At 58.4% G+C, this 20,172-nt stretch carries 15 protein-coding genes, 1 tRNA gene and 1 pseudogene; 8 read left to right on the top strand and 9 right to left on the bottom strand.

What is annotated here, in order from left to right; genetic code table 11:
• Positions 1-83 precede the first annotated feature (83 nt).
• Positions 84-156, bottom strand: a tRNA-Ala gene (locus tag NW818_RS02385).
• Between the two features lie 253 nt (positions 157-409).
• On the opposite strand from NW818_RS02385, the gene sppA reads away from it, so the two are divergent.
• The 4 genes from sppA to pheA all read left to right on the top strand — a co-directional run bounded on the left by sppA (position 410) and on the right by pheA (position 4,318).
• Positions 410-1,447: a signal peptide peptidase SppA gene (gene sppA / locus NW818_RS02390; protein ID WP_414423739.1), complete on the top strand. Its 1,038-nt coding sequence runs from the start codon at positions 410-412 to the stop codon at positions 1,445-1,447.
• A gap of 44 nt (positions 1,448-1,491) precedes the next feature.
• Positions 1,492-2,766: an alanine racemase gene (gene alr / locus NW818_RS02395; protein ID WP_414423740.1), complete on the top strand. Its 1,275-nt coding sequence runs from the start codon at positions 1,492-1,494 to the stop codon at positions 2,764-2,766.
• A gap of 183 nt (positions 2,767-2,949) precedes the next feature.
• Positions 2,950-3,318, top strand: a complete 369-nt coding sequence (locus tag NW818_RS02400; RefSeq protein WP_414330167.1) for a late competence development ComFB family protein — start codon at positions 2,950-2,952, stop codon at positions 3,316-3,318.
• A 13-nt stretch (positions 3,319-3,331) separates the two neighbouring features.
• Positions 3,332-4,318, top strand: coding sequence for a prephenate dehydratase (pheA, locus tag NW818_RS02405; RefSeq protein ID WP_414423741.1), 987 nt, complete (start codon positions 3,332-3,334; stop codon positions 4,316-4,318).
• 54 nt (positions 4,319-4,372) lie between these two features.
• Here the strand turns inward: pheA and NW818_RS02410 are convergent, their stop codons facing one another.
• A complete protein-coding gene (locus NW818_RS02410; RefSeq protein WP_414423742.1) occupies positions 4,373-5,230 on the bottom strand; it encodes a sulfite exporter TauE/SafE family protein in 858 nt (285 codons plus the stop codon).
• Between the two features lie 342 nt (positions 5,231-5,572).
• Between NW818_RS02410 and NW818_RS02415 the strand changes: the two genes are divergently transcribed.
• A complete protein-coding gene (locus NW818_RS02415) occupies positions 5,573-7,291 on the top strand; it encodes a transglutaminase domain-containing protein (protein ID WP_414423743.1) in 1,719 nt (572 codons plus the stop codon).
• 32 nt (positions 7,292-7,323) lie between these two features.
• Positions 7,324-7,551 carry a Uma2 family endonuclease gene (locus NW818_RS02420; RefSeq protein WP_414423744.1) on the top strand — a complete coding sequence of 76 codons (228 nt, stop codon included), beginning with the start codon at positions 7,324-7,326 and terminating at the stop codon, positions 7,549-7,551.
• Positions 7,552-7,890: 339 nt separating this feature from the next.
• On the opposite strand, the gene NW818_RS02425 is transcribed toward NW818_RS02420, so the two are convergent.
• Both NW818_RS02425 and NW818_RS02430 read right to left on the bottom strand, forming a co-directional pair.
• A complete protein-coding gene (locus NW818_RS02425) occupies positions 7,891-8,955 on the bottom strand; it encodes a Gfo/Idh/MocA family protein (RefSeq protein WP_011432295.1) in 1,065 nt (354 codons plus the stop codon).
• Between the two features lie 109 nt (positions 8,956-9,064).
• A complete protein-coding gene (locus NW818_RS02430; protein WP_414423745.1) occupies positions 9,065-10,642 on the bottom strand; it encodes a phospholipid carrier-dependent glycosyltransferase in 1,578 nt (525 codons plus the stop codon).
• A 211-nt stretch (positions 10,643-10,853) separates the two neighbouring features.
• Here NW818_RS02430 and ilvB point away from each other — a divergent pair.
• Positions 10,854-12,653: pseudogene (gene ilvB / locus NW818_RS02435) on the top strand (biosynthetic-type acetolactate synthase large subunit); the annotation flags it as partial.
• 297 nt (positions 12,654-12,950) lie between these two features.
• Here the strand turns inward: ilvB and NW818_RS02440 are convergent.
• The 4 genes from NW818_RS02440 to NW818_RS02455 all read right to left on the bottom strand — a co-directional run bounded on the left by NW818_RS02440 (position 12,951) and on the right by NW818_RS02455 (position 17,614).
• Positions 12,951-14,558 carry a glycoside hydrolase family 57 protein gene (locus tag NW818_RS02440; protein WP_414330234.1) on the bottom strand — a complete coding sequence of 536 codons (1,608 nt, stop codon included), beginning with the start codon at positions 14,556-14,558 and terminating at the stop codon, positions 12,951-12,953.
• 157 nt (positions 14,559-14,715) lie between these two features.
• Positions 14,716-16,191 (bottom strand): glycogen synthase GlgA, encoded by a 1,476-nt coding sequence (gene glgA / locus NW818_RS02445; protein ID WP_011432291.1) that lies wholly within the window; start codon positions 16,189-16,191, stop codon positions 14,716-14,718.
• A 551-nt stretch (positions 16,192-16,742) separates the two neighbouring features.
• Entirely contained in the window at positions 16,743-17,168 is a 426-nt protein-coding gene (locus tag NW818_RS02450; protein WP_011432290.1) for a DUF2996 domain-containing protein, read from the bottom strand.
• An 80-nt stretch (positions 17,169-17,248) separates the two neighbouring features.
• On the bottom strand, positions 17,249-17,614 hold the full coding sequence (locus NW818_RS02455) for an NAD(P)H-quinone oxidoreductase subunit M (RefSeq protein ID WP_011432289.1): 366 nt from the start codon (positions 17,612-17,614) through the stop codon (positions 17,249-17,251).
• A 114-nt stretch (positions 17,615-17,728) separates the two neighbouring features.
• On the opposite strand from NW818_RS02455, the gene NW818_RS02460 reads away from it, so the two are divergent.
• Positions 17,729-18,817 (top strand): radical SAM/SPASM domain-containing protein, encoded by a 1,089-nt coding sequence (locus NW818_RS02460; RefSeq protein ID WP_414330230.1) that lies wholly within the window; start codon positions 17,729-17,731, stop codon positions 18,815-18,817.
• 95 nt (positions 18,818-18,912) lie between these two features.
• Here NW818_RS02460 and ylqF read toward each other — a convergent pair whose 3' ends face one another.
• Positions 18,913-19,764, bottom strand: coding sequence for a ribosome biogenesis GTPase YlqF (gene ylqF / locus NW818_RS02465; RefSeq protein WP_414343260.1), 852 nt, complete (start codon positions 19,762-19,764; stop codon positions 18,913-18,915).
• Between the last annotated feature and the right edge of the window lie 408 nt (positions 19,765-20,172).

Below are 20,172 nucleotides of genomic sequence, written 5' to 3' on the forward strand. Positions count from 1 at the left end.
CCTGCTAAGGCCTCCGGCCCGCTAGCGCAAGCAGTAGAAATAGATGGTAATAGAAGCCACGACTGCTATCGTCCCTCTGGGGATGGAGCTTAGCGGACTTGAACCGCTGACCCCTTCAATGCCATTGAAGTGCTCTACCAACTGAGCTAAAGCCCCAATCACTTGGCTTCGAGCCAGAATCCCGCTCAAGGATCCTACCCTCTACTCCAGCTTACACTGGCAACCTGCAGAAGATGCCTCAGCGGTAAAAAACGCTGGAACCTGATCGTAAATAAGTGGAGGATCCTTGTCAATAGCTTGGATGGCTCAACCGAGATGAGGAGTTTGCTTGGTTCTCAGCCTTTTGGTGTCAGACGTTGCGAGAAGCCCGCGGGGTGGTAGAACGGAGTCAGTGGCAATTGAGGGGCCTGTGACACAAGAAACTCAGCTTAACCGCATTTTGGCGGCTTCTTTGCTGGTCGTCTGCCTTATTGCGGCCATTGTCGGGGGCACGCGCCCTGCCCCAGAGCCTACCCGAGGCGGGGTTGGCCTAGAGGCTGCACGGGGGGCGGAGCGCATCGAGGTGGTCACCCTGGAAGGAACGATAGGCGGCCCAGGGGGTTCGACTTTGGTAGGCCTGCCCACTTCTCCTGTGGAACAGTTGCGGGAGGCAGCACGGGATCCCTCTGTCAAGGCTGTATTGCTGCGCATCAACAGTCCCGGCGGAGCTGTGGGATCCAGCCAGGAACTCTACCGTGCCGTAACTGCTCTGCACGAGGCGGACAAGCCGGTGATCGCTACCCTAGAAAACATTGCTGCCAGTGGGGGGTACTACGTGGCCAGCGCTGCCGACAAAATCTATGCCAACCCTGGCACCCTGACCGGCAGCATAGGGGTTATCATCAGCGGCCTCAGCTTTGGTAAGTTGCTGGAGAACTACGGCATAGAGCCGCAGACCTTCAAAACCGGCGAGTACAAAGACCTTCTCTCTCCTTTCCGCAGTGCCACTCCTCAAGAGCAGCGCCTTCTGCAAAACTTGGTGGAGGATACCCTCGAGCAGTTCATTCGCGATGTGGCCCAAGGACGCCAGCACTTGCCAGAAAAGGCAGATGAGGTGCTGGAAGCAGAGATGATCGCGCGACGGCAGAGCTTGGATGAAGACCGGGTGCGACAATTGGCCGATGGACGCATCTTCACCGGGGCGCAAGCTGTGGAGGTGGGCTTGGTGGATGCTTTGGGGGGGTACACGGAGGCGGTGGAGGATCTGCGGCGCATGACCGGGGATCCCTCTTTGTCGCCGGCGGGTGAGGGAGAGGGCTTCCAACGAGTCCTGCGACGCCTGTTAAGCCAAGGACTGTCCTCGCAAAGGCAAGCCGCTTGGCTGGGCCGGCTGTTGGAGAGCAACGAGGCTGTTGGGATCCCAGACGTGCCGTTGCTGTGGATGGCGCCGGAGTGGACTTTGCGCTAAACCTAAATCTAATCAGGACGGGTTTTGGGTGTGGGGGGTGAACGGTGAATCGAGAACCGGTCGCGCCGGCGGCGCAGGGCACTTTGAGAGCAGCTGCTCTGGGAGTGCAGGGCAATACTTGGAGAGAGGGATCCCAGAAGGCCAATTCCTTGGCGGAGCTGGATTGGGCCATCGACCTGGAGCTGTTGACCAGTCGGGCTTGGGTGGAAATTGACGCAGCCCAGTTGCGAGAAAACCTGCGGCTGTTGCAGAGGCGCCTAGGCTCAAACGTCGAGATCTGGGCGGTGGTGAAGGCCAATGCCTACGGGCATGGGGCGCAGTTGGTGGCTCCCGTGGCTATTGCGGCTGGGGCCAAGGGGCTATGTGTGGCCACCCTGGCCGAAGGGATCGAGTTGCGGCAAACGGGGCTGCAGGCTCCGATTCTGGTGTTGGGAGCTTTGAATACTTGGGCGGAGCTACAGCAGGCCATGGCAGCCCGGCTGGAGGTCAGCCTCACCTGCACAGACCAAATCCCGCTGATGCGCCAGGTAGCCCGTTGGGCCGGGCGCCCCGTCCCGGTGCATGTCAATGTGGATACGGGTATGACCCGTTTGGGGATCCCCTGGAAGGAAGCTGCAGCCGTGTGGGGGCAGATTTGTCGGATCCCGGAGCTGGAGGGCTGTAGCTTGTTTTCCCATCTGGCGACGGCGGACGAGCTCCATTCTCCAGTCATGGAACAGCAGCACGCCCGCTTTGCCCAGGTGGTGGAACAGATCCGCCAAGCCGGGGATCCCTTACCGGCGCTGCATCTGGATAACTCAGCCGGTGCTTTAACCCATCTCCACTACTCCCGTGTGCGTTTGGGGTTGGTCCTCTATGGCCTGTCCCCTGCCCCTCACTTGCCGGTGCCAGGTCTGCAGCCAATTCTACGGCTCAAGGCGCGGCTGACCCACATCCAAACTGTGCCTGCCCAGACCGGAGTGAGCTATGGACATCGCTACATCACCTCTCGCCCCAGTCGCATTGCCACTCTGGCCATCGGCTATGCGGATGGGATCCCACGGCGGCTTTCCGGCTGGCTGCGAGGATGGGTGCGCGGCGGCTTGATCCAACAGGTGGGCACAATCACGATGGATCAATGTATGTGGGATGTAACCGAGAGGCCGGATATCCAGGTGGGGGATGTGGTGGAGCTGCTGGGCCCCAATCTGGCAAATGCGGGTTTATCTGTGCAGGATTGGGCCGATCAGTTGGGTACTATTTCCTATGAGTTGCTCTGTGGACTTTCTGCCCGTCTGCCAAGAGTGTTGGTTAATTCTCTGGGTTTTGATGATGCCTGACACGACAGATTGGATTGCCTCAAGCACGGATAGGAGCGGGCCAGAGGCTGTTCGCGTCGGCAGCAGAGGGCTTGACTTGACGTGTCAACAGAGAGTAGAGCAGCATCGAAGGTAATCGAGGGCACTCCTGATCACTGAAAACAGTGACTTGGCGGCGGATTCGGTTCCCATTGGGAGGTAGCGATGGCGGAGCAACATAAGCCTCTGAAGAGCCTGGAAAATCAAATGGAACGGGCTGTTCTGGAGATGGTCAATGAAATCCTGCTGATGGAGAGTCAACAGCGCTACTGCTTCTGCGAGAAATTCTGTAACGATGCTGCCGCCCTGGCTTTGAACAACCTCCAGCCTCGATACGCCACCAGTTTTCACGGCTCTCTCCGAACTTTAGAAGCCATTCAAGCGGATCAGGAGTTGCAGAGGCTGATCCGGTTGGAGGTGGTGAAGGCCATGGACAAGGTGGCGGCCAATCCCCGTTGCCCGGAGCCTGAATGTCCTTTGCTGCTGCGCGACGCCGAGACGATAGAGTTAGAACTGGCCCCTAGCGACAATTGAAGGAATGGCTCTGATGGAGCTGCGCTCCGCTGGCGCGAACGTTTCCCCTTCGCCGGTGGCCTTTCTTGGCCCTGCTGGAACCTACACAGAGTTAGCAGCTTTGCTGGCCTGCCCTGAGCAGCCTCACCTGCACAGCCAGGGATCCCACCCCTTAGTGCCTTATCCAACGATCAGCGCCTGTCTAGAGGCGGTAGCTGCCGGCCAGCAACAATGGGCGGTGGTGCCGGTGGAAAACTCGGTGGAGGGGGGGGTCTCGATGACCTTAGACGCCCTCTGGCAACTGGAGGGGCTAGGGATCCGGCAGGCGCTGATCCTGCCCATTCGCCATGCCCTCATCGGACGTGCCTCGCGGTTGGAGCAAATTGAGCAGGTCTACTCCCACCCGCAAGCTTTGGCCCAATGTCAGGCTTGGCTGAGATCCCATCTGCCCCAGGCCACTTTGATCCCAACCCGCTCGACCACCGAAGAATTGGATCGCCTGCAGGAGCAGCCCAGCGCCGCCGTCATCGCCTCAGAACGAGCTGCCACCCTCTACCAACTGCCGGTCTTGGCCTGCCCGATCAACGATCACCCCGACAATTGCACTCGCTTTTGGGTTATTGGCCGTGCGCCGCTCTCGCGTTCCGGTCAACAGGGTGAAACCTCTGCCGATCCTGCTTCTCCGGGGGGATCCCATACTTCCTTAGCCTTCAGCCTCCCCCACAACGTGCCGGGAGCGCTGCTGAAACCTCTGCAAGTGTTTGCGGAGCGAGGCCTGAATATGTCTCGCATTGAGTCGCGCCCCACCAAAAAATCGGCAGGGACGTATGTCTTTTTTGTCGATTTGGAGAACCCTATCGGCCAACCCTATTTGGATGCCGAGGTGGTTGCGGCGCTGGAATCAATTGCTGAAACCTTGAAGCTCTTCGGCAGCTACCCTGTGCATGACCTCTGCAAACAAGGGGATCTATCCCAAGTAGCAAAAGCCCTGCCCTCTGAGGGGAAAGCACGTCCAACGTAGAATCGAAATGACCAAGGACTGCTGTCTTGAGCGCTCAGGCAGACCAGGATCACTTCACAGAGCTCGATAACCTTGCCAGGCTTGCCAAAAAATGTAAAGAGAAAGAATGGCCAGGAAGCCCCGAAACAACAGACTGACGGTTTCATCGGGCAATTTGGGCAGGGTGCGTGTGCTAATCTGTACACCGATTAACCCCCCTGTCCCCAAGATCAAACCAGGGATCCAGAGCACATTTTGGTGGATAGTGCCGTCCCCCAACCCCAGGCCATTCCAGATCCAATCGCTGAGGCCCGCATGGCTGGCGGTGGCAGCAACTGCTGTGATTACAATGGCCCCCAGACTGGTCTGAATCGCCACTTTGATCGTCTCTTTCAGCAGCAGGATCTGCATTGGCACCAGGATCACCCCACCGCCGATGCCAAACAGCCCGGCCAACAAACCGGCAGCGCCACCGGTCAGGGCGCGGGCTAACCAGGGAGACATCTGTCCTGAGGACTCCGTCCCGCTGAGGTGCTCGGCACTGCTGACGTCAGCCCCCAGTTCTTGGGCCTGGATAACCACCTTTTTGTTGAGTTGCACCAGGTAAGTGTTGGCCAGCAGCAACACTCCAAACGCTGCCAACAGCAGATAGCTGGGAAGGCGACTGGCGATAATTGCTCCTACTTGAGCCGTAAGCAACGCTGGGATCCCCAGCAGGATCACCCGTTTCAGATCCAGCATGCCCATCCGCCAGTTTTGGATGCTGCCTGCAATCGAGGTCATAACGATGGAAAGGTTGCTGGTGGCTGCAGCTTGAACCGGTGGGATCCCCAAGCTGACCTGTAAGGGCACCAGGATCGTTCCACCGCCAATGCCCAGCACCCCGGCCAGGATCCCTGCCACCAGGCCGCCAATTGCCAAGGCCAACTCCATCCCCTACCACTCCCCACCGCTGCTCTATCTTGCTGGCCAAAAAGCCGCCATCATCGTAACATTCTCCAGTCCTGGCAAGACTAGCAGGGATACATCGGTCGAGAAGCCTTGGGTGTGGGGTTGAAAAGAGGCGCATCATAATAATGTTGGACAGTAAATATTGGACAGTCGTACCGCCTTGGTGCAGATCGCGCCAGCATGTCAACTTCATCCATAGGCAAGGAAGCCTTCATGGTTGCCATCCATCCGGCAAATGATCTGGGTGCTCTGAAAAATCCGGGTTCCACGGCAAGAGGATCCCAGCCTGCTTGGTGGCCTCCATCTGGGCGGCAACAGGGAACTGTGGCCCCTCTGCAACCTCTGGGGCTGGTTGCTTTGGAAGGTTTGGCCACCTGGGGAGATCGCCTGTTGGGCTTGGATCGGGTGAGGGGCTATTTGGTGGAAATTCAAGAGCACAACACCCTGCTGCTCAATCCCCATCATGTCCATTCTTTCCAAGGCGCTTACGGTTTGTGGGTAGAGTCAGAAGGGGATCAAGCGTGGATTTGGCTCAGTCGGGAGCAAGAGGGGCAAATCTTGCGCATTCCCATGTCCGCTCTGCAGCAACCGGGATCCCTGGAAGCCTTTCCAGTGTGTAGGTGCCCCTACCCTATCGAAGGGATCGCCCTCTGGAGCGATCCCCACACGGGAAACCGCTACCTCTATGCCACCTGCTACCGACGGGGAAAAATCCTGCAACTGGATCCCAGCCGTGGTCTCATCGTGCAGGAGATGCCTGCCCCTGGGGTTGGCCGAGAACAGATTGCGGTGCAGGGAGACTACCTCTGGGTGAGCGATCGGGTGGAAGAGACGATCTACGTGCTGGAGCGCCAGACCGGGCGAGAACTGGCCCGTATCCTCACCCCTTCTCCTGGGCCAACAGGCTTGGCCCATTGGCGGGGGCAACTCTGGGTGGCCTATGCCCACGAAGAAGCCTACATCCACGACAACCCCAACGCCCCAGATCCCTTGTCGGTGGCCCTGCGCGATAAAACCTGGGTGGCCCCCCTACGCCTGCGGCCTTTGGATCCCCCTAGCTCCCCCGACCCCTCTGGCGGCAGTGGAACCGAGGCCGAGGATTCCCCCATTGCCTGTCCGGTAGTTTTTCAGCCCCAGTGTCTGGGGGAACGCGCCACCTACACCCTCTCCCACGGCTATCGGGTGGAGCTGACCTATGTGGAAGAAATTGCCCAAGAAGAGCCGCGCTTCCTGCCCGATTTGGTCTGGCGAATTGCCTTGCCCTGCAACAGCCTTCGCCAACGGGTGCGCAGCCTGCACTGGGTAGGTCTGCCGTTTGAAGTGGAAGAGCAATCTGGCCAACAGGTGGCGGTGTTTTCGCTGGGATCCCTGGGGGCCCATGAGGTGCGCTTGTTTGGCTGGCGGGCGGTGCTGGATCTCTACAGTATCAAGTACTGCATCGATCCGCTGGATGTAGAAGATGCCGTCGTGCCCCCAGACCTACGGGATCGCTACTTGGTGGACGATGACTACCTGGCCATGGACACCTCGATTGTCCGAGAGGCAGCGCGGCTGGCCGTTGGCAGCGAGACCAACTTGCTGCGCAAAATGCTCAATATCCGGGCCTATGTTTACGACAAGCTCTCCTACCGGGTCACCTCTCGCATTGATCCGCCGGATGAGGTTTTGCGGCGTGGCTCCGGTTCTTGTGGCGAATATGTGGGGGTGCTGTTGGCTTTGGCCCGCCTCAATGGAATCCCTTGCCGCACGGTGGGGCGCTACAAATGTCCTCCCCATCCAGAACTGAAAGGGATCCCGCTGTTTCCCCAGTACAACCACGTGTGGATTGAGTTTTATCTGCCCGGCTGGGGTTGGGTGCCGATGGAGTCGAACCCCGACGATCGGGGGGAGCGCCCCTATTCGCAGCGCTACTTCATGGGCTTGCCCTGGACCCATGCCGAGATCGCCAAAGGGATCCCTTTCGAGACGATCAACACCGACCAAGCCTCAATTGGGGAGCTGGCCATTAACCATGTGCAGTTTCGCATCTTAGAAGAAATTTGAAAGGCGAATAGAGTGAGAAAACGGGCCTGAGATTGGCCAACATTGCTCCGGGAGTGATTTTTGCCGAAGATGACGATGTGGCTCCTGATGTGGTGTGGGTGAGCCGCTCTCGACTGAGAACAGCGTTAGGGGCGGATGGCAAACTCCACAGTGCCCCAGAATCGGCGGTAGGAGTGCTGAGCCCTGGAGCTCGCAATATTGGCCAAGATAAGCAAACTAAGCTCAAGCTTTACAGTCGGCTTGGGCTACAGGAGTATTGAGTGGTGGACTGGCAACAGCAACAAGTGGAAGTCTACCGGCGTCAGCAAAGGCAGTTGGTGTTGATCAAAACTTGCTTGGGAAAGATGAATTGGACTCGAATTGGACTCGCCGTTGCTGCCGGGGCTTGCGTGCCCGATTTCACAGCTGTGGATGCCACCTCTTGCCTGAGTCTGGTGGGAGCCCCATTGCTCGCTCGAAAAGCTGCCACCCGAATGGGGAGCTGTCAATAGAGCTGCACTCCGCGGGCGCGAATGTCGCTTTTTCCTCCCCAGCCTGATGCTGGAATGGCTATGGGCCAACAACAGGGCTCTGCCCCCATCTGGGGCTTGCGTTAAAGACTAGGATAGGAGACTACGGCGGGGCTTGGCTTCGCTCCAGGCACATCCATCCAAAGCAATCCGCTCTACCTCCGAGGCCAGCCTCAATGCTTTCAGGGCCTGTTCCCCACCCACAGAAGGTTGGTTGCCCCCCCGCACGCAATTGATGAAGTGCTCCAGTTCGGCATGCAGCTTGTCGATATTGTCGGTGTGGACTTTCTCAATCAAACAATCCCGCTGGTAGGGCATTTGGCCGTAGTCGCTGGTGCTGCCGACGGATCCCTGGCGGTACACCGAGATCTCATTGTGGAGAAAATCTGCTTCTACCAAGGCATTCTTGCAGTGGACGGCAATTTTGCGCACCTTGCGGTGGGTGACCTTGCTGGCGGTGAGGGTGGCGATGGCACCGTTGGCAAAAGTGAGAGTAGCCGTGACGTAGTCCAGGTAGCCCAGCTTGGAGATGCGGTTGCCGCTGGCGGTAATCTGGGTCACGGGAGATGGGATCAGCTCCAGCAACAGATCGATGTCGTGGATCATCAAGTCGAATACCACCGACACATCGCTGGCGCGGTCGGAATAGGGGCTGAGACGGTGAGCCTCGAAAGCCAGAGGTTCTTCACTTTGCAAGACTTGGCCCAGCTTTTGGAAAACAGGGCTGAAGCGCTCGATGTGCCCCACCTGCAAAATACAATTGCAATCGGCAGCTCGGTTCACCAGCGATTCTGCTTCGCTGATGCTGGCAGCGATGGGCTTTTCGATCAGCACATGTACCCCGGCCTCCAGGCAGGCCATACCCACCTCGTGGTGCAGAACCGTCGGCACGGCAATGGCCACGGCAGCTACATGGGGCAGCAGATCGCGGTAGTCCTCATAAAAATGAACGCGGTGGCGGCTGGCCACATCCAATCCCCGTTCCACGTTGATATCCGCTACCCCCACGACCCGCACATCCTTCATCAGGCTGAAAACGCGGGTGTGGTGCTGGCCCATGTTGCCTACCCCGATCACCCCAACCGGGACAGCTTGCTCTGAATAAGCCAGTGGACGGCGGGGAGAGTTGGCAGAACTCGGGCAAGATCGGGCCATGACGTTTCCACTACCTCCACCACAAGGGTTTCGCGAACCTCGCTCCATCTTTCGGTAACGGAGCGCCGCATTTCACGAAACAAACTTCACAAAGCTTACCATGCCTCCCTTAGATCCAGTTCAAGCCGGGGATGGGCGGCAGGTGCAGCGGGGGCTGTTGGCAGGATTGGGGGCTGAAACAGAACAGCGGCACCGGGCTAGAGCGAAACCACATGCGGGCGTAGAATCCGCTTGGACTGAGGGGCAGGCCAAGCCAAACGGGGAAAAAGAAGACAAAGGACGCCAAAACCAAGGCCACCGCCGTGATGCTCGCCCCGCGCCAAAAGCGGCGATAGCTCTGCCAGCCCAGCAGCACCAACCAAGCCAGGGCTAGGGTGCTAAACGCCAGAGCGCTCATGTAGTGGTAGATAAAAACGCAGCGGCTGACCCTAAACCAAGGCAGGTAATTGGCCGCATAGCCAATCAAAATGAAGGCTTCGAGACCGTGAAAGCGGCGGATCCCCCGCCAGACGAGCACCAAGATGGATCCCGTCCCCAGCCACCACAGCCAAGGATTGCCCACGCCATGAACAGCTTGCCAGAGGTTGCCCTGACTGCCGAAGTAGTAGGCCACGGGGCGGCCCAGAATTGGCCAGGACCAAGCTCCTGCCGAGGCCAAGGGCGTAGTCAGCCAAGGACGCAAAGCCGGGAACCAAGCCACCAGGGATCGCAAGCTGGTGGAGCAGTAGGGGTGAACAGGGGTCTCTTCGTTCACCACCAGGTGGGCCGCCATGTGGCCGCCGTAGATGGATTGGTTGATGAGCACCAGGGATCGGAAATAATTCTGGATGCCCGTCCAGCTCCAATCTAGGGTTAGCCCCTGTTGGGGATTCAGTTGCAGGTGCGGGATCCACTGAATGGCGTAAAAGGCCAGCGGAGCGAGGATGAAGCAAAACACATAGTGCCACCAGCGCAGATGACGAATCTGGATCAAAATGCCCAACCGTGGGATCCACTGCGGGCGCAGCCAGACTACCCCCCAGACGAGGATCCCCAACAGAGCAAACATGAAGGCAAACCAGAGGCCATTCCACTTCACCGCGGCTGCCGCCCCCAACAGGATCCCGGAGCAAGCAAAGTGAGCAGCCCGTCGCCAACCTTGGTCTTCTAGACCTCTGAGCAACAGAATGGTCGCTGCCAGCCCAAAGGCTACCAGATACACGTTGATCAGGCCAAAGCGGGATTCCACCAGAAACACCCCATCGGTCAGCAGCAAAACCCCGCTCAACAGAGCAAAGCCCACGTGGTAGGTGAGGCGGTAGGCTAAACCGGTCAGCAACAGAGGGATCAGGGATCCGCAAAAAGCAGTGGCGAAGCGGAATCCCCACTCGTTGCGGCCAAACACCTGAATGCTAAGGGCAATGAAGTACTTGCCCAAGGGGGGATGCACATCGTAAAAAGGCTTGCCATCCAGGTAGTTCTGGGCAAACTCCGGGAAGTACACCTCATCGAACACAGGTGCCGGGAACTCGTCCAGCCGCCACAGGCGCAACCCCAGACCCACCAGAAAGATCCCCAGCGCTCCCCATACCAGCCACTGTCGGGATCCCACAGCACTGTGCGGGGATCCGAGGATGGGCACAGCTAGCAGCAAGCTGCCCTGAGACCGCTCCGGCCCGGGGTCAATGGGGGTTGGCTCTCCAGTCATGGATAGGGCACTCTCAACACTCCGGCGAGGATCCCCAGGGATCCCCAGTGTTACTTTAGCCGACCGTGAAAGCCTAAGCGATTCCAAAGCAAACCACTGCTAGACTGTAGAATTGAATACAAAGTTGGCCAACTTCTGGCCAGTACCCTGTCTGCGCTGGCGCTCCTGAGAGCGGGCGTTTGACGTTCGGTCATCTCAGTGGGGAGGAGACACCGTGGCGACTGGTGGATATGCGTTGGTGGACAGCCTGCACCGGCATGGGGTGCAACACATCTTTGGCTATCCGGGGGGAGCCATCCTCCCCATCTACGACGAGCTGTACAAAGCCGAGTCTCAGGGGCTGCTCAAACATTACCTGGTACGCCACGAACAAGCGGCTGCCCACGCCGCCGACGGATATGCTCGCGCCACCGGCAAGGTGGGGGTGTGTTTTGCTACCTCTGGCCCAGGGGCGACCAACCTGGTGACGGGCATTGCCAACGCCATGATGGACTCTGTACCGATGGTGGTCATCACCGGGCAGGTGCCCCGCCATCTGATTGGCACCGACGGCTTCCAGGAGACGGACATCTTTGGCATCACCCTGCCCATTGTGAAGCACTCCTACGTGGTACGGGATCCGCGCCAAATGTCTCGGATCGTGGCAGAGGCTTTTCACATTGCCGGGACAGGGCGGCCCGGGCCGGTGCTGATCGACATCCCCAAAGATGTGGGCCTGGAAGAGTTTGACTATCAACCCGTCAGCGAGATCAACATCCCCGGCTACAAGCCCACCGTGCGTGGCAACCCACGGCAAATCCATGCGGCGGCCAAGCTGATCCTGCAGGCCAAGCGGCCCTTGCTGTATGTGGGAGGTGGGGCGATCATCTCCGGTGCCCACGCCGAAATTGCCGAGCTGGCCCACACCTATCGGATCCCGGTGACCACCACCCTCATGGGCAAAGGGGCTTTCGATGAGAACGATCCCCTGTCGGTGGGGATGCTGGGCATGCACGGCACGGCCTATGCCAACTTCGCCGTCACCGAGTGCGACCTGCTCATTGCGGTGGGGGCCCGCTTCGACGATCGCGTGACCGGCAAGCTAGATGAATTTGCCAAGCACGCCAAAGTCATTCACATCGACATCGACCCAGCCGAGGTGGGCAAAAACCGTGCGCCCGATGTGCCGATTGTAGGGGATGTGCGCACTGTTCTGGTGGAGATGCTGGCTCAACTGAGCAAAATGCCTTCTACTCCAGGCCTAACTCAGGCCTGGCTGGATCGGATCGAGCGCTGGAAGCGGGACTATCCCCTGCAGGTGCCCAGCTACGAAGGCGTGATTGCCCCCCAACAGGTGATCGATGCCTTTCGTCGTCATGCTCCCCACGCCTACTACACCACCGATGTTGGCCAGCATCAGATGTGGGCGGCGCAGTTTCTGCGCAACGGGCCGCGCCAATGGATCTCCAGTTCTGGGCTGGGCACCATGGGCTACGGGTTCCCCGCGGCGATGGGAGTCAAGGTAGCCCTGCCTCACGAAGAAGTCATCTGCATCAGTGGCGATGCCAGCTTCCAGATGAACATGCAAGAGCTGGGCACAGTGGCTCAGTACGGCATTGCCACCAAAGTGGCCATCATCAACAACGGCTGGCAGGGCATGGTGCGGCAGTGGCAGCAGGCCTTCCACGGCGAGCGCTACTCCCACTCGGATATGTCTCCCGGAATGCCGGATTTTGTTAAGCTGGCCGAGGCTTTTGGGGTAAAAGGGATCCGCGTCGATCACCCCGATCAACTGGAAGATGCCATCCAGGAGATCCTCAAGCACGAGGGGCCGGTAGTGGCCGACTTTGTGGTCAAGCGGGACGAAAACTGCTACCCGATGGTGCCTGCCGGCAAAGCTAACTATCAGATGATCGGGCTGCCGGAGAAGCGGCAACTGGAACAAGCCGCCGAGCTGATCTACTGCCCCAATTGCGGCACCAAAAACCCCACCCTGCACAAGTTTTGCGCCGAGTGCGGCACCAAGCTCTAGAATCGGTGGCCTGGCCATCCGGCTGGGGAAGGCGGGCCCCAGCAGCAGGGAGTCTTCGGGGATATCGGGGCTACTGAACAAGCCAGATTAAAACGCTCCCTGAGCGCTCTGCGAGGCCAACACGAGCGACTCCTGCCCCTTTCCCAAAAGGAGAGGAAGGTTGGGATCAGCGCAACGAACGGAGGATCCCTCCTGCCCTGGGGTAGTTCGATCCCCTCAAGGAGGGTAGCCGGAAACTTCTGCCTCTGGTGTCTCTGGCGGTCGGAAGCAGGCACCCTCCAGACCTGCCCAACCGGCTTAGAGGGGTCGGTAAACCCGGTAGTTGATATTGGGGAAGATGTTGTCCATGTATTCCACCTTGGCCAGCCACTGCTCCTCTTCAGGGGTGGCTTTTTCTCGCCGAAACTGACCCTCTTTGATCTTCTCGTAGAGGTGGTTGAAGCGCAGCAGATGGGACTTGGTGCGGCGCACTGCATAGGGAACCATCGTCCCTGTGCGCATGATAAAAGCCCAGTCAGACGATTGAGCCAGTAGCAATTCTCGCGCCGCCTGGTTCAAGGCCCGCCATTCTAGGTCATCGGCAGGCTCGCGACGGCTCAGCTCGATCATCCGCTCGGTGGCCTTGTGCAGGTGGGGGTAGATCCAGGCGTTGGTGGGGTTGAGCCAGTACTCGTGGAAGCCGCGCGCCCCCCAACTGGACTGGGCAGGTTTGCACACCTGCTGGGTGGGGTTCTCCCGCAGGTACTCCGCCAGGTGAGTCATGCGGTAGGTGTTTTGGTCGAAGTAGCTCTTGCGGATGAGAAAATCCAAAAACCAAGGGCCCTCGTACCACCAGTGGCCGAACAACTCCGCATCGTAGGGGGCCACCACCAGCGGCGGGCGGCCCATGACGCTGTACAAATATTCGATTTGCCGCTGGCGGTTGAACATAAAGTTGCCCGCATGCTCTGCCGCTTTCTCCCGCGCCCAATAGGGGTCGTAAAGCTGCTTTTGCCCCAGGTCCAGGTTGCGCCCGGTGATGCGGTGGTACTTGATGCCGGTGTTTTTCCGCTGGCCGTTGGGCATGATGTAAGGCTTGATGTACTCGTAGTCGGCCTCATACCCTAGGTCTTTGTAGAACTCGCGGTAAACCGGATCCCCTGGATAGCCCACCTCTGCCGACCACACCTGCTGCGAAGACTCGTGATCCCGCCCGAAAACGGCGACGCCGGTCTCGGTAAAAATAGGGGCGTACATGCCGTAACGAGGCCGGGGCTTGGCGTAGAGAAGACCATGGGCGTCGGTGATCATGTAGCGCAGGCCGGCATCGGCAATCATCCGCTCCAGCCCTTGGTAGTAGGCGCATTCCGGCAGCCAGATCCCCCGCGGCCATTGGCCAAAGTGCTCGTTGTAGTGCTCACAAGCTACAATCAACTGCGCCCAGACTGCCTGCGGGTACATCTGCATCAAGGGCAGGTAGCCGTGGGTAGCCCCACAGGTGATGATCTCCAGGTTGCCGCTGTCTTGAAACTGCTTAAAAGCTCGCACCAGATCCCGGTCGTAGCGCTCCCAGAGATCCCGCACCATGGCAAACTGCTTGATGTAGTGCTCCGCCAGGTAGCGAATGTGGCCGTTGGTGGCGTTTTTGTCGTACTCCAGCTGGGCCAGCTCTTCCAATTTGGTTAGGTAGTGGTCGTAGCGCTCCTGCAGCAAGGGATCCCGCAGCATCGACACCAAGGGCGGCGTCAGGGACATGGTGAAGCGAAAGTCGATGCCATCTCGCTGTAGCCCCTCGAACATGTGCAGCAGCGGCACATAGGTCTCCGTGATGGCTTCGTAGAGCCATTCTTCCTCCAGCACAAAGTCTTGCTCAGGGTGGCGCACAAACGGCAGGTGCGCGTGGAGTACCAAAGCGAGATAACCCATAGCGGCCAGGGATCCTTAGGTGGGAAAAAATAACGGGGCGAGCCCACCTTCTTCAGCAGCAAATCTGTAGAGAAGGTTAAGCCCCCAATTGCTACCTATCGTCCAGCATTTCATCCGCGGGGTCAAGAGCTGGGATCGCTGGGGATCGCTGTTGGGCTCAGCGGTGACGAATGAAGTCGTAGATCTCCAGATACTCCTTGCCGGGATAGTTCCAGGAGTAGTCGTAGCTCATGCCTTGAATCTGCAGTTGACGGAACTGGTCAGGAGCGGTGTACCAAAGGTCGATGGCCCGATCCAGAGCCGACTCCAAAGCAGCTGGATCTGTGTGATAAAAGACGTAGCCGTTGCGTTGCTCGGGCAATTTGTGGGGATCGTAGTCGCGGTCGAAGACGGTATCCACCAGGCCACCCACTCCTCTCACCACCGGAACTGTGCCATACTTCAAGCCAATCATCTGGGTGAGTCCACAGGGTTCGTAGTGGCTGGGCACTACGATGATGTCTGCCCCCGCATAGATAAGGTGGGAAAGTTCTTCGTTAAAGCCCAACTCAATGTGAACATCGGGGTTGTTGTTGAGGTAGCTTTTCTCGTGGGCAAACCAAGCGCCGATCCCTCGCTCCGTAGCGGATCCCAGCAGAACAAATTGGGCATTTTTGAACAGGGAGCGGTAGATGGCATGATGCACCAAATGCACGCCCTTTTGCTCGTCCAATCGCCCGATATAGGCCACGATAGGCTTGTCAACATCCTGCAGTAGCAGCCGATCCCGCAGAGCTTTTTTGTTTTTAGCTTTATTTTCCAGCGTTTGAGCAGTGTAGCGCACGGGGATAAAGCGGTCGATCTCCGGGTTCCAAATGTCGTAATCGATGCCATTCAAAACGCCGCGAAACTTGTGCCGGTGCAAGTAGAGGGTATGGCCAAGTCCATAGCCGTAGTCGCCAAATTGCACCTCCAGCGCGTGATTGGGAGAGACCGTAGTGACAAAGTTGGAAAAAACAATTCCCCCCTTCATAAAGTTGAGAGAAAAGGGGTTGAAGTTATCGCGCAAACGGTCGTAGTGGAAGTAGTAGGGTTCGCGGTTGAGGCCGGTAGCCCAAAGAATCTCTGGGCCGCCAAAGCCTTGGTGTTTGAAGTTGTGAATGGTGTAGCACACCCGCTGGTTTCCCATGCCGTGGTACTTGTAGATCTCAAACAGCAGCACCGGTACCAACCCTGTCTGCCAGTCGTGGCAATGGATGATGTCGGGGCGCTTGTTGCTTTGTAGGAGAAACTCTAGAGCCGCCTTGCTGAAAAAAGCAAAACGCATGTTGTCATCCGGGCAGCCGTAATAACACCCGCGATTGAAGAAGTTATCGCCCGAGTGGGGCTCAATAAAAAAGCAAAGGCGGCCATGCACCCAGCCGCAGTACACCGAGCAGTGAATGGCTCCCCCGTACCAGGGCACCCAGAGATCGCGATAGGCGTCGTGCAAACCCCAGATCTGGTCGTAGCGCATCGTGTCGTACTTGGGCAAAACCAGCTCGACACAGTGGCCCCGCACCTCCAGCTCGCGGCTGAGGCCGTACACCACATCCCCCAGTCCCCCCGCCTTGATAACCGGGGCGCATTCAGACGCAATCTGCACGATGTACATTTCGAGACCTCCCGTAGCACCGCCTTAGCTTTCTTTACAAACGATAATCTTTTTGGCCTCGACAGAACATCCCTCCCAATGGCAAGGGATCCCCACAATTAGGGATCCTCACTTTAGATAACCTCTAGGCAGACTGGGTTCAGGCTCAAGCGGCGCCATTTGCTCAGGAACCTGATCTACGGGAGCAGCTCTCTACGGAATTAGGGTCATTTGATTCAAACTAGGGCCCTGCACCCCCACTCAAAACGTTGGTCGCGTCAGCGTTGCGGAGCGATAATGCACAAGGCCAGAAGCCTTTTCTCAATAGCCCAGGCGTCTTACCCTAACCTGAAACGGCTATGAACGGTTGACCCCGGCATATGGGCACCGTTCTTCGATCCGAGTGTGCAGCTCATCTTCCGAGAAAGCAGCAACCGAAGTACCCTGTTTAGGATCTAGGCATGCCAGAGAACGGGGCCGGATGGATCCCGGCTTTGCCAAACCAGAACGTTTTTCACATGGGATCCATGAGCACCGTTCCTCAGGCAGGGATCCTTCAAGGTCACGCGAACTCAATACCACTGCTGAGCGTAAAGGCGCTGCACCAAATAAAACACGAATAGGTTGACATCCACGCGCCGCTCGTCGATCATAAAAGACTCGATGGTGCTGGCCGGGGATCCTTCGGTGGTACAGCGGAAGAACTTGCGGCCATTCAAGGATCCCTCAGCAAACAGCACGCTAAATTGCTTCTTGCCTCCTGCAAACGCGCCGACCAGCGTCTTGCCTTCCAGGCGCAGCTCCAGATCGCTGACTCCGCGCTTTTGAAAAGCCGCAATGGCTGCCGGGATCACCTCTTCCGTGATCTGTTGCTCGAAGGGCTTTTCTTCCTTAGCAACTTTTTTCGCAGCGGCTTTGGGGGAATCCTCAGCAGCAGGCTTGGCAGCTTCAGCGGGTTTCTCGGCAGCAGCGGCCTCGGGGGTGGGTTCTCCAGACATGGGGAAACGCTCCGACAATCAGATGGGTAAAAGCCTTAGATGCAGAACAATCAAAAACTCTGTCCAGAACCGGCAAAGAGCTAGCCCTTGGGGATGTATTGGCCGACAATTTCTTCAGCAGGGATCTGGGGAAAGCCCATGCTGAAGTTGGGGGCACGCCCCTGCAGGTTATAGGCGATCTCCCCTTGCTTGAGCAGGGAGCGGATGAAATGTTCCAGGTCAGACCCAATGCGGCGGATATTGTACTCGGTCAAGTCTCGCCCCCGGTATTCTTCCACCAACTCTTCGAAACGGGCATAGACCTTTTGCAGGGCAGCATCAGTCCAGACCAGCTCGTTGTCCGGATCCACATCGAGGGTAAACAGGTCGTCGCGGGGCACGAAGTTGTTGTCTGCAGTAACTTCACCGGCAAAAATGTGGACGTGGCGAGTGGTGCATTTCAGCATTGCGATGGCTCCGCTCCGGATCTAACCTGATAAACAGCGTATCACTACCTAGCGCTTGTGGGGGATCCGCTATTTGCCCTCGACTTGTTCCGGCCCTCTCTATGTCTGCTGTTAATGTCTGCTGTTATTCCCCAACTGGAACGCCTGCACATAGAGGTGACCAACGTTTGCAACTTTAAGTGCGAGTTTTGTCCAGATGGGATCATGCAACGGCGGCGGGGGCACATGGAGCCCGCTCTGCTGGAGCAGATTTTGGAGGAAGTAGCGGCAACAGGGCTGGCCCGCGTGATGGCTTTTCACCTGATGGGGGAGCCGCTGCTCTACCCATACCTTTTCGAGGGTATTCGCAGGGCCGCTGAGCTTGGCCTTCGCCTGCACCTGACCAGCAACGGCAGCACCTTTGCCCTCTGGCCGGAGCACATTGAAAAGCTGAACCGCAGCCCCTTTGCTAAGCTAACCATTTCCCTGCAAACTCCCGATCCAGTCACCTTCAGCATTCGCGGAGCACCTCCCCGCCTCACGCCGGAGCGCTACTTTGCTGGGATTACCCAATTTCTGCAGGTGCACTTGCGCTCCTCCAGCCCTACGCAGGTGCATCTCAAATTCCTGGATACTAGCCCCCACCCGTTTTTGGTGCCGCATAAGGCTCTTTCGGTGATCGATTCTGCACAGCAGATGCGCGCTCAGCTCTCGGCTTGGGCCAGACGAGCTTTGCAAGGGATCCCGGATGCACCGGCTCTCGATTGGGTAGAAGCCCAGATTGCTACTTACCGACCGGGCCGCTGGCAGCAGATCCGCATCCATCCCCGCTTGGTTTTGGAAACGTTTCCCTTGGACAGTTGGGGCAACGTGGAGACAGACCGGGTAATCCCAGCTCGCTGGGGATACTGCAATGGCGCTTCCGGTCAGGCGGGGATCCTCTACGACGGCACGGTGGTGCCCTGTTGCAAGGACTATGAAGGGCAAATCCCGCTGGGGCAAGTGACGCTGGGGGGATCCCTGGCCGAGATTTTGCGGGGCCAACCGGCCTGTGCGCTGCGGCGGGGGTTCAATCGTCTGCAGGTGAACCATCCCGTTTGCCAGCGCTGTATGGGTGGAGACACTTGCATCAAAGCCTTGGCCAGACAAGTGGGTTCCGTTGTCTACTTCAAGGTGTATCGGCCTTGGAAACAGAGGCTGGATCCCGGTTGGGGACAAGTGTAGACAGTTTCGGGAAAAGTCAACGCCCCACAGCAGCGGTTTCCCTGCCGTGGGCATAGCAACAACGTGACTTTCTTTCGTGATTTCTTCTAAGGGGCTCAAGCCTTGGGAGGGAGTTCCAAGGCCAGCGGCCCCAGCAAGCCCTTGCGGTAGTCGTTGAGAACTTGCCGTGCTGCCCGTTGAGGATCCCCTTGATACCGCCGCTCGGCCAACTCCTGCACTGCGGCACCACCGGGAGGGATCGGATCCGGCCAACCGTAGCGCTTTTGCAAGAGAGATCCGGCTTGGGGCTGCACCCTCAGCACTTGATCCAAAAAGTGGGCCGCCACCCGTTCGGGATCGTAGGCCGCTTCGCCGATGTCATCGCAGATGGCCAACAGAGAAGCCGCCTGTTGATCCGGCAGAGAGGGCGGTAGGATGCCCGGCGAGTCCAACAGATCCAACTCTCCCCCCAGCCGCACCCACCGCAGTTGCCGCGTCACCCCAGGACGTGCTGCGCTCTCAGCTGCCCGCCGCCCCAACAGTCGATTCAGCAAAGCAGATTTGCCCACATTGGGAAAGCCCACCACCACCGCCCGAACGGCCCGCGGTCGCATGCCCCGCTGTTGACGCCGCATATTGACCGATTGCCCCAGTTGCAAGACCGCCTGCTTGAGGCGATTCACCCCTTCTCCTGAGCGGCCATTGGTGGGATAGACAGGGATCCCTTGCCGTAAAAAATACTCCTGCCAAGCTTTCAGATCCCCAGCCTCAATGCAGTCCGCCCTGTTCAGAGCCAGGAGGCGAGGTTTTTCCCCCAGCCACCGGCCCAGCTCAGGATGACGGCTGGCCAACGGGATCCGCGCATCCAACACCTCGATGACTGCATCCACCCGCTGCAACTCTTCCCGCAACTGGCCAATTGCCTTGGCAATATGGCCGGGATACCACTGGATGGCCGGAGAACTCATGCCGCCAGAACCCTAGAAGTGGACAGCAGAAATCAACAGTGGGATCCAATCTAGCCCGATTCCCCAAAAGAGGCTCGACCTGCCGGCTGAAGTAGCCAATAATACAACGTGAGTGCCGCTGGGATCCCTTTCCTGGGCAACCTAATGTTTAACCAACGGGGGTGCGGGGGCAACAAGCCCCGCGCTCTACCCGCAGGGTCAGCGTCGGGATACATGGATCCCTGCATGCTATACCATTATCTTTTTAGTACCCAGGAATGCTGGGGAAGGGAAACCACCTGTCCAGTTGTTCTGTCGGGGGTCGTAGACCTAGACAAGTGGCGTGGGGTAGGAATACCCAACCGCGAGGTAAAGACTCCATCCCGCTGACGCCAAGGGAAGCCCGCGCTCTGTCCGTAGGACGAGCGC

It is taken from the genome of Synechococcus sp. R6-5 (assembly GCF_047461775.1).
Taxonomy (GTDB): Bacteria; Cyanobacteriota; Cyanobacteriia; order Thermostichales; family Thermostichaceae; genus Thermostichus.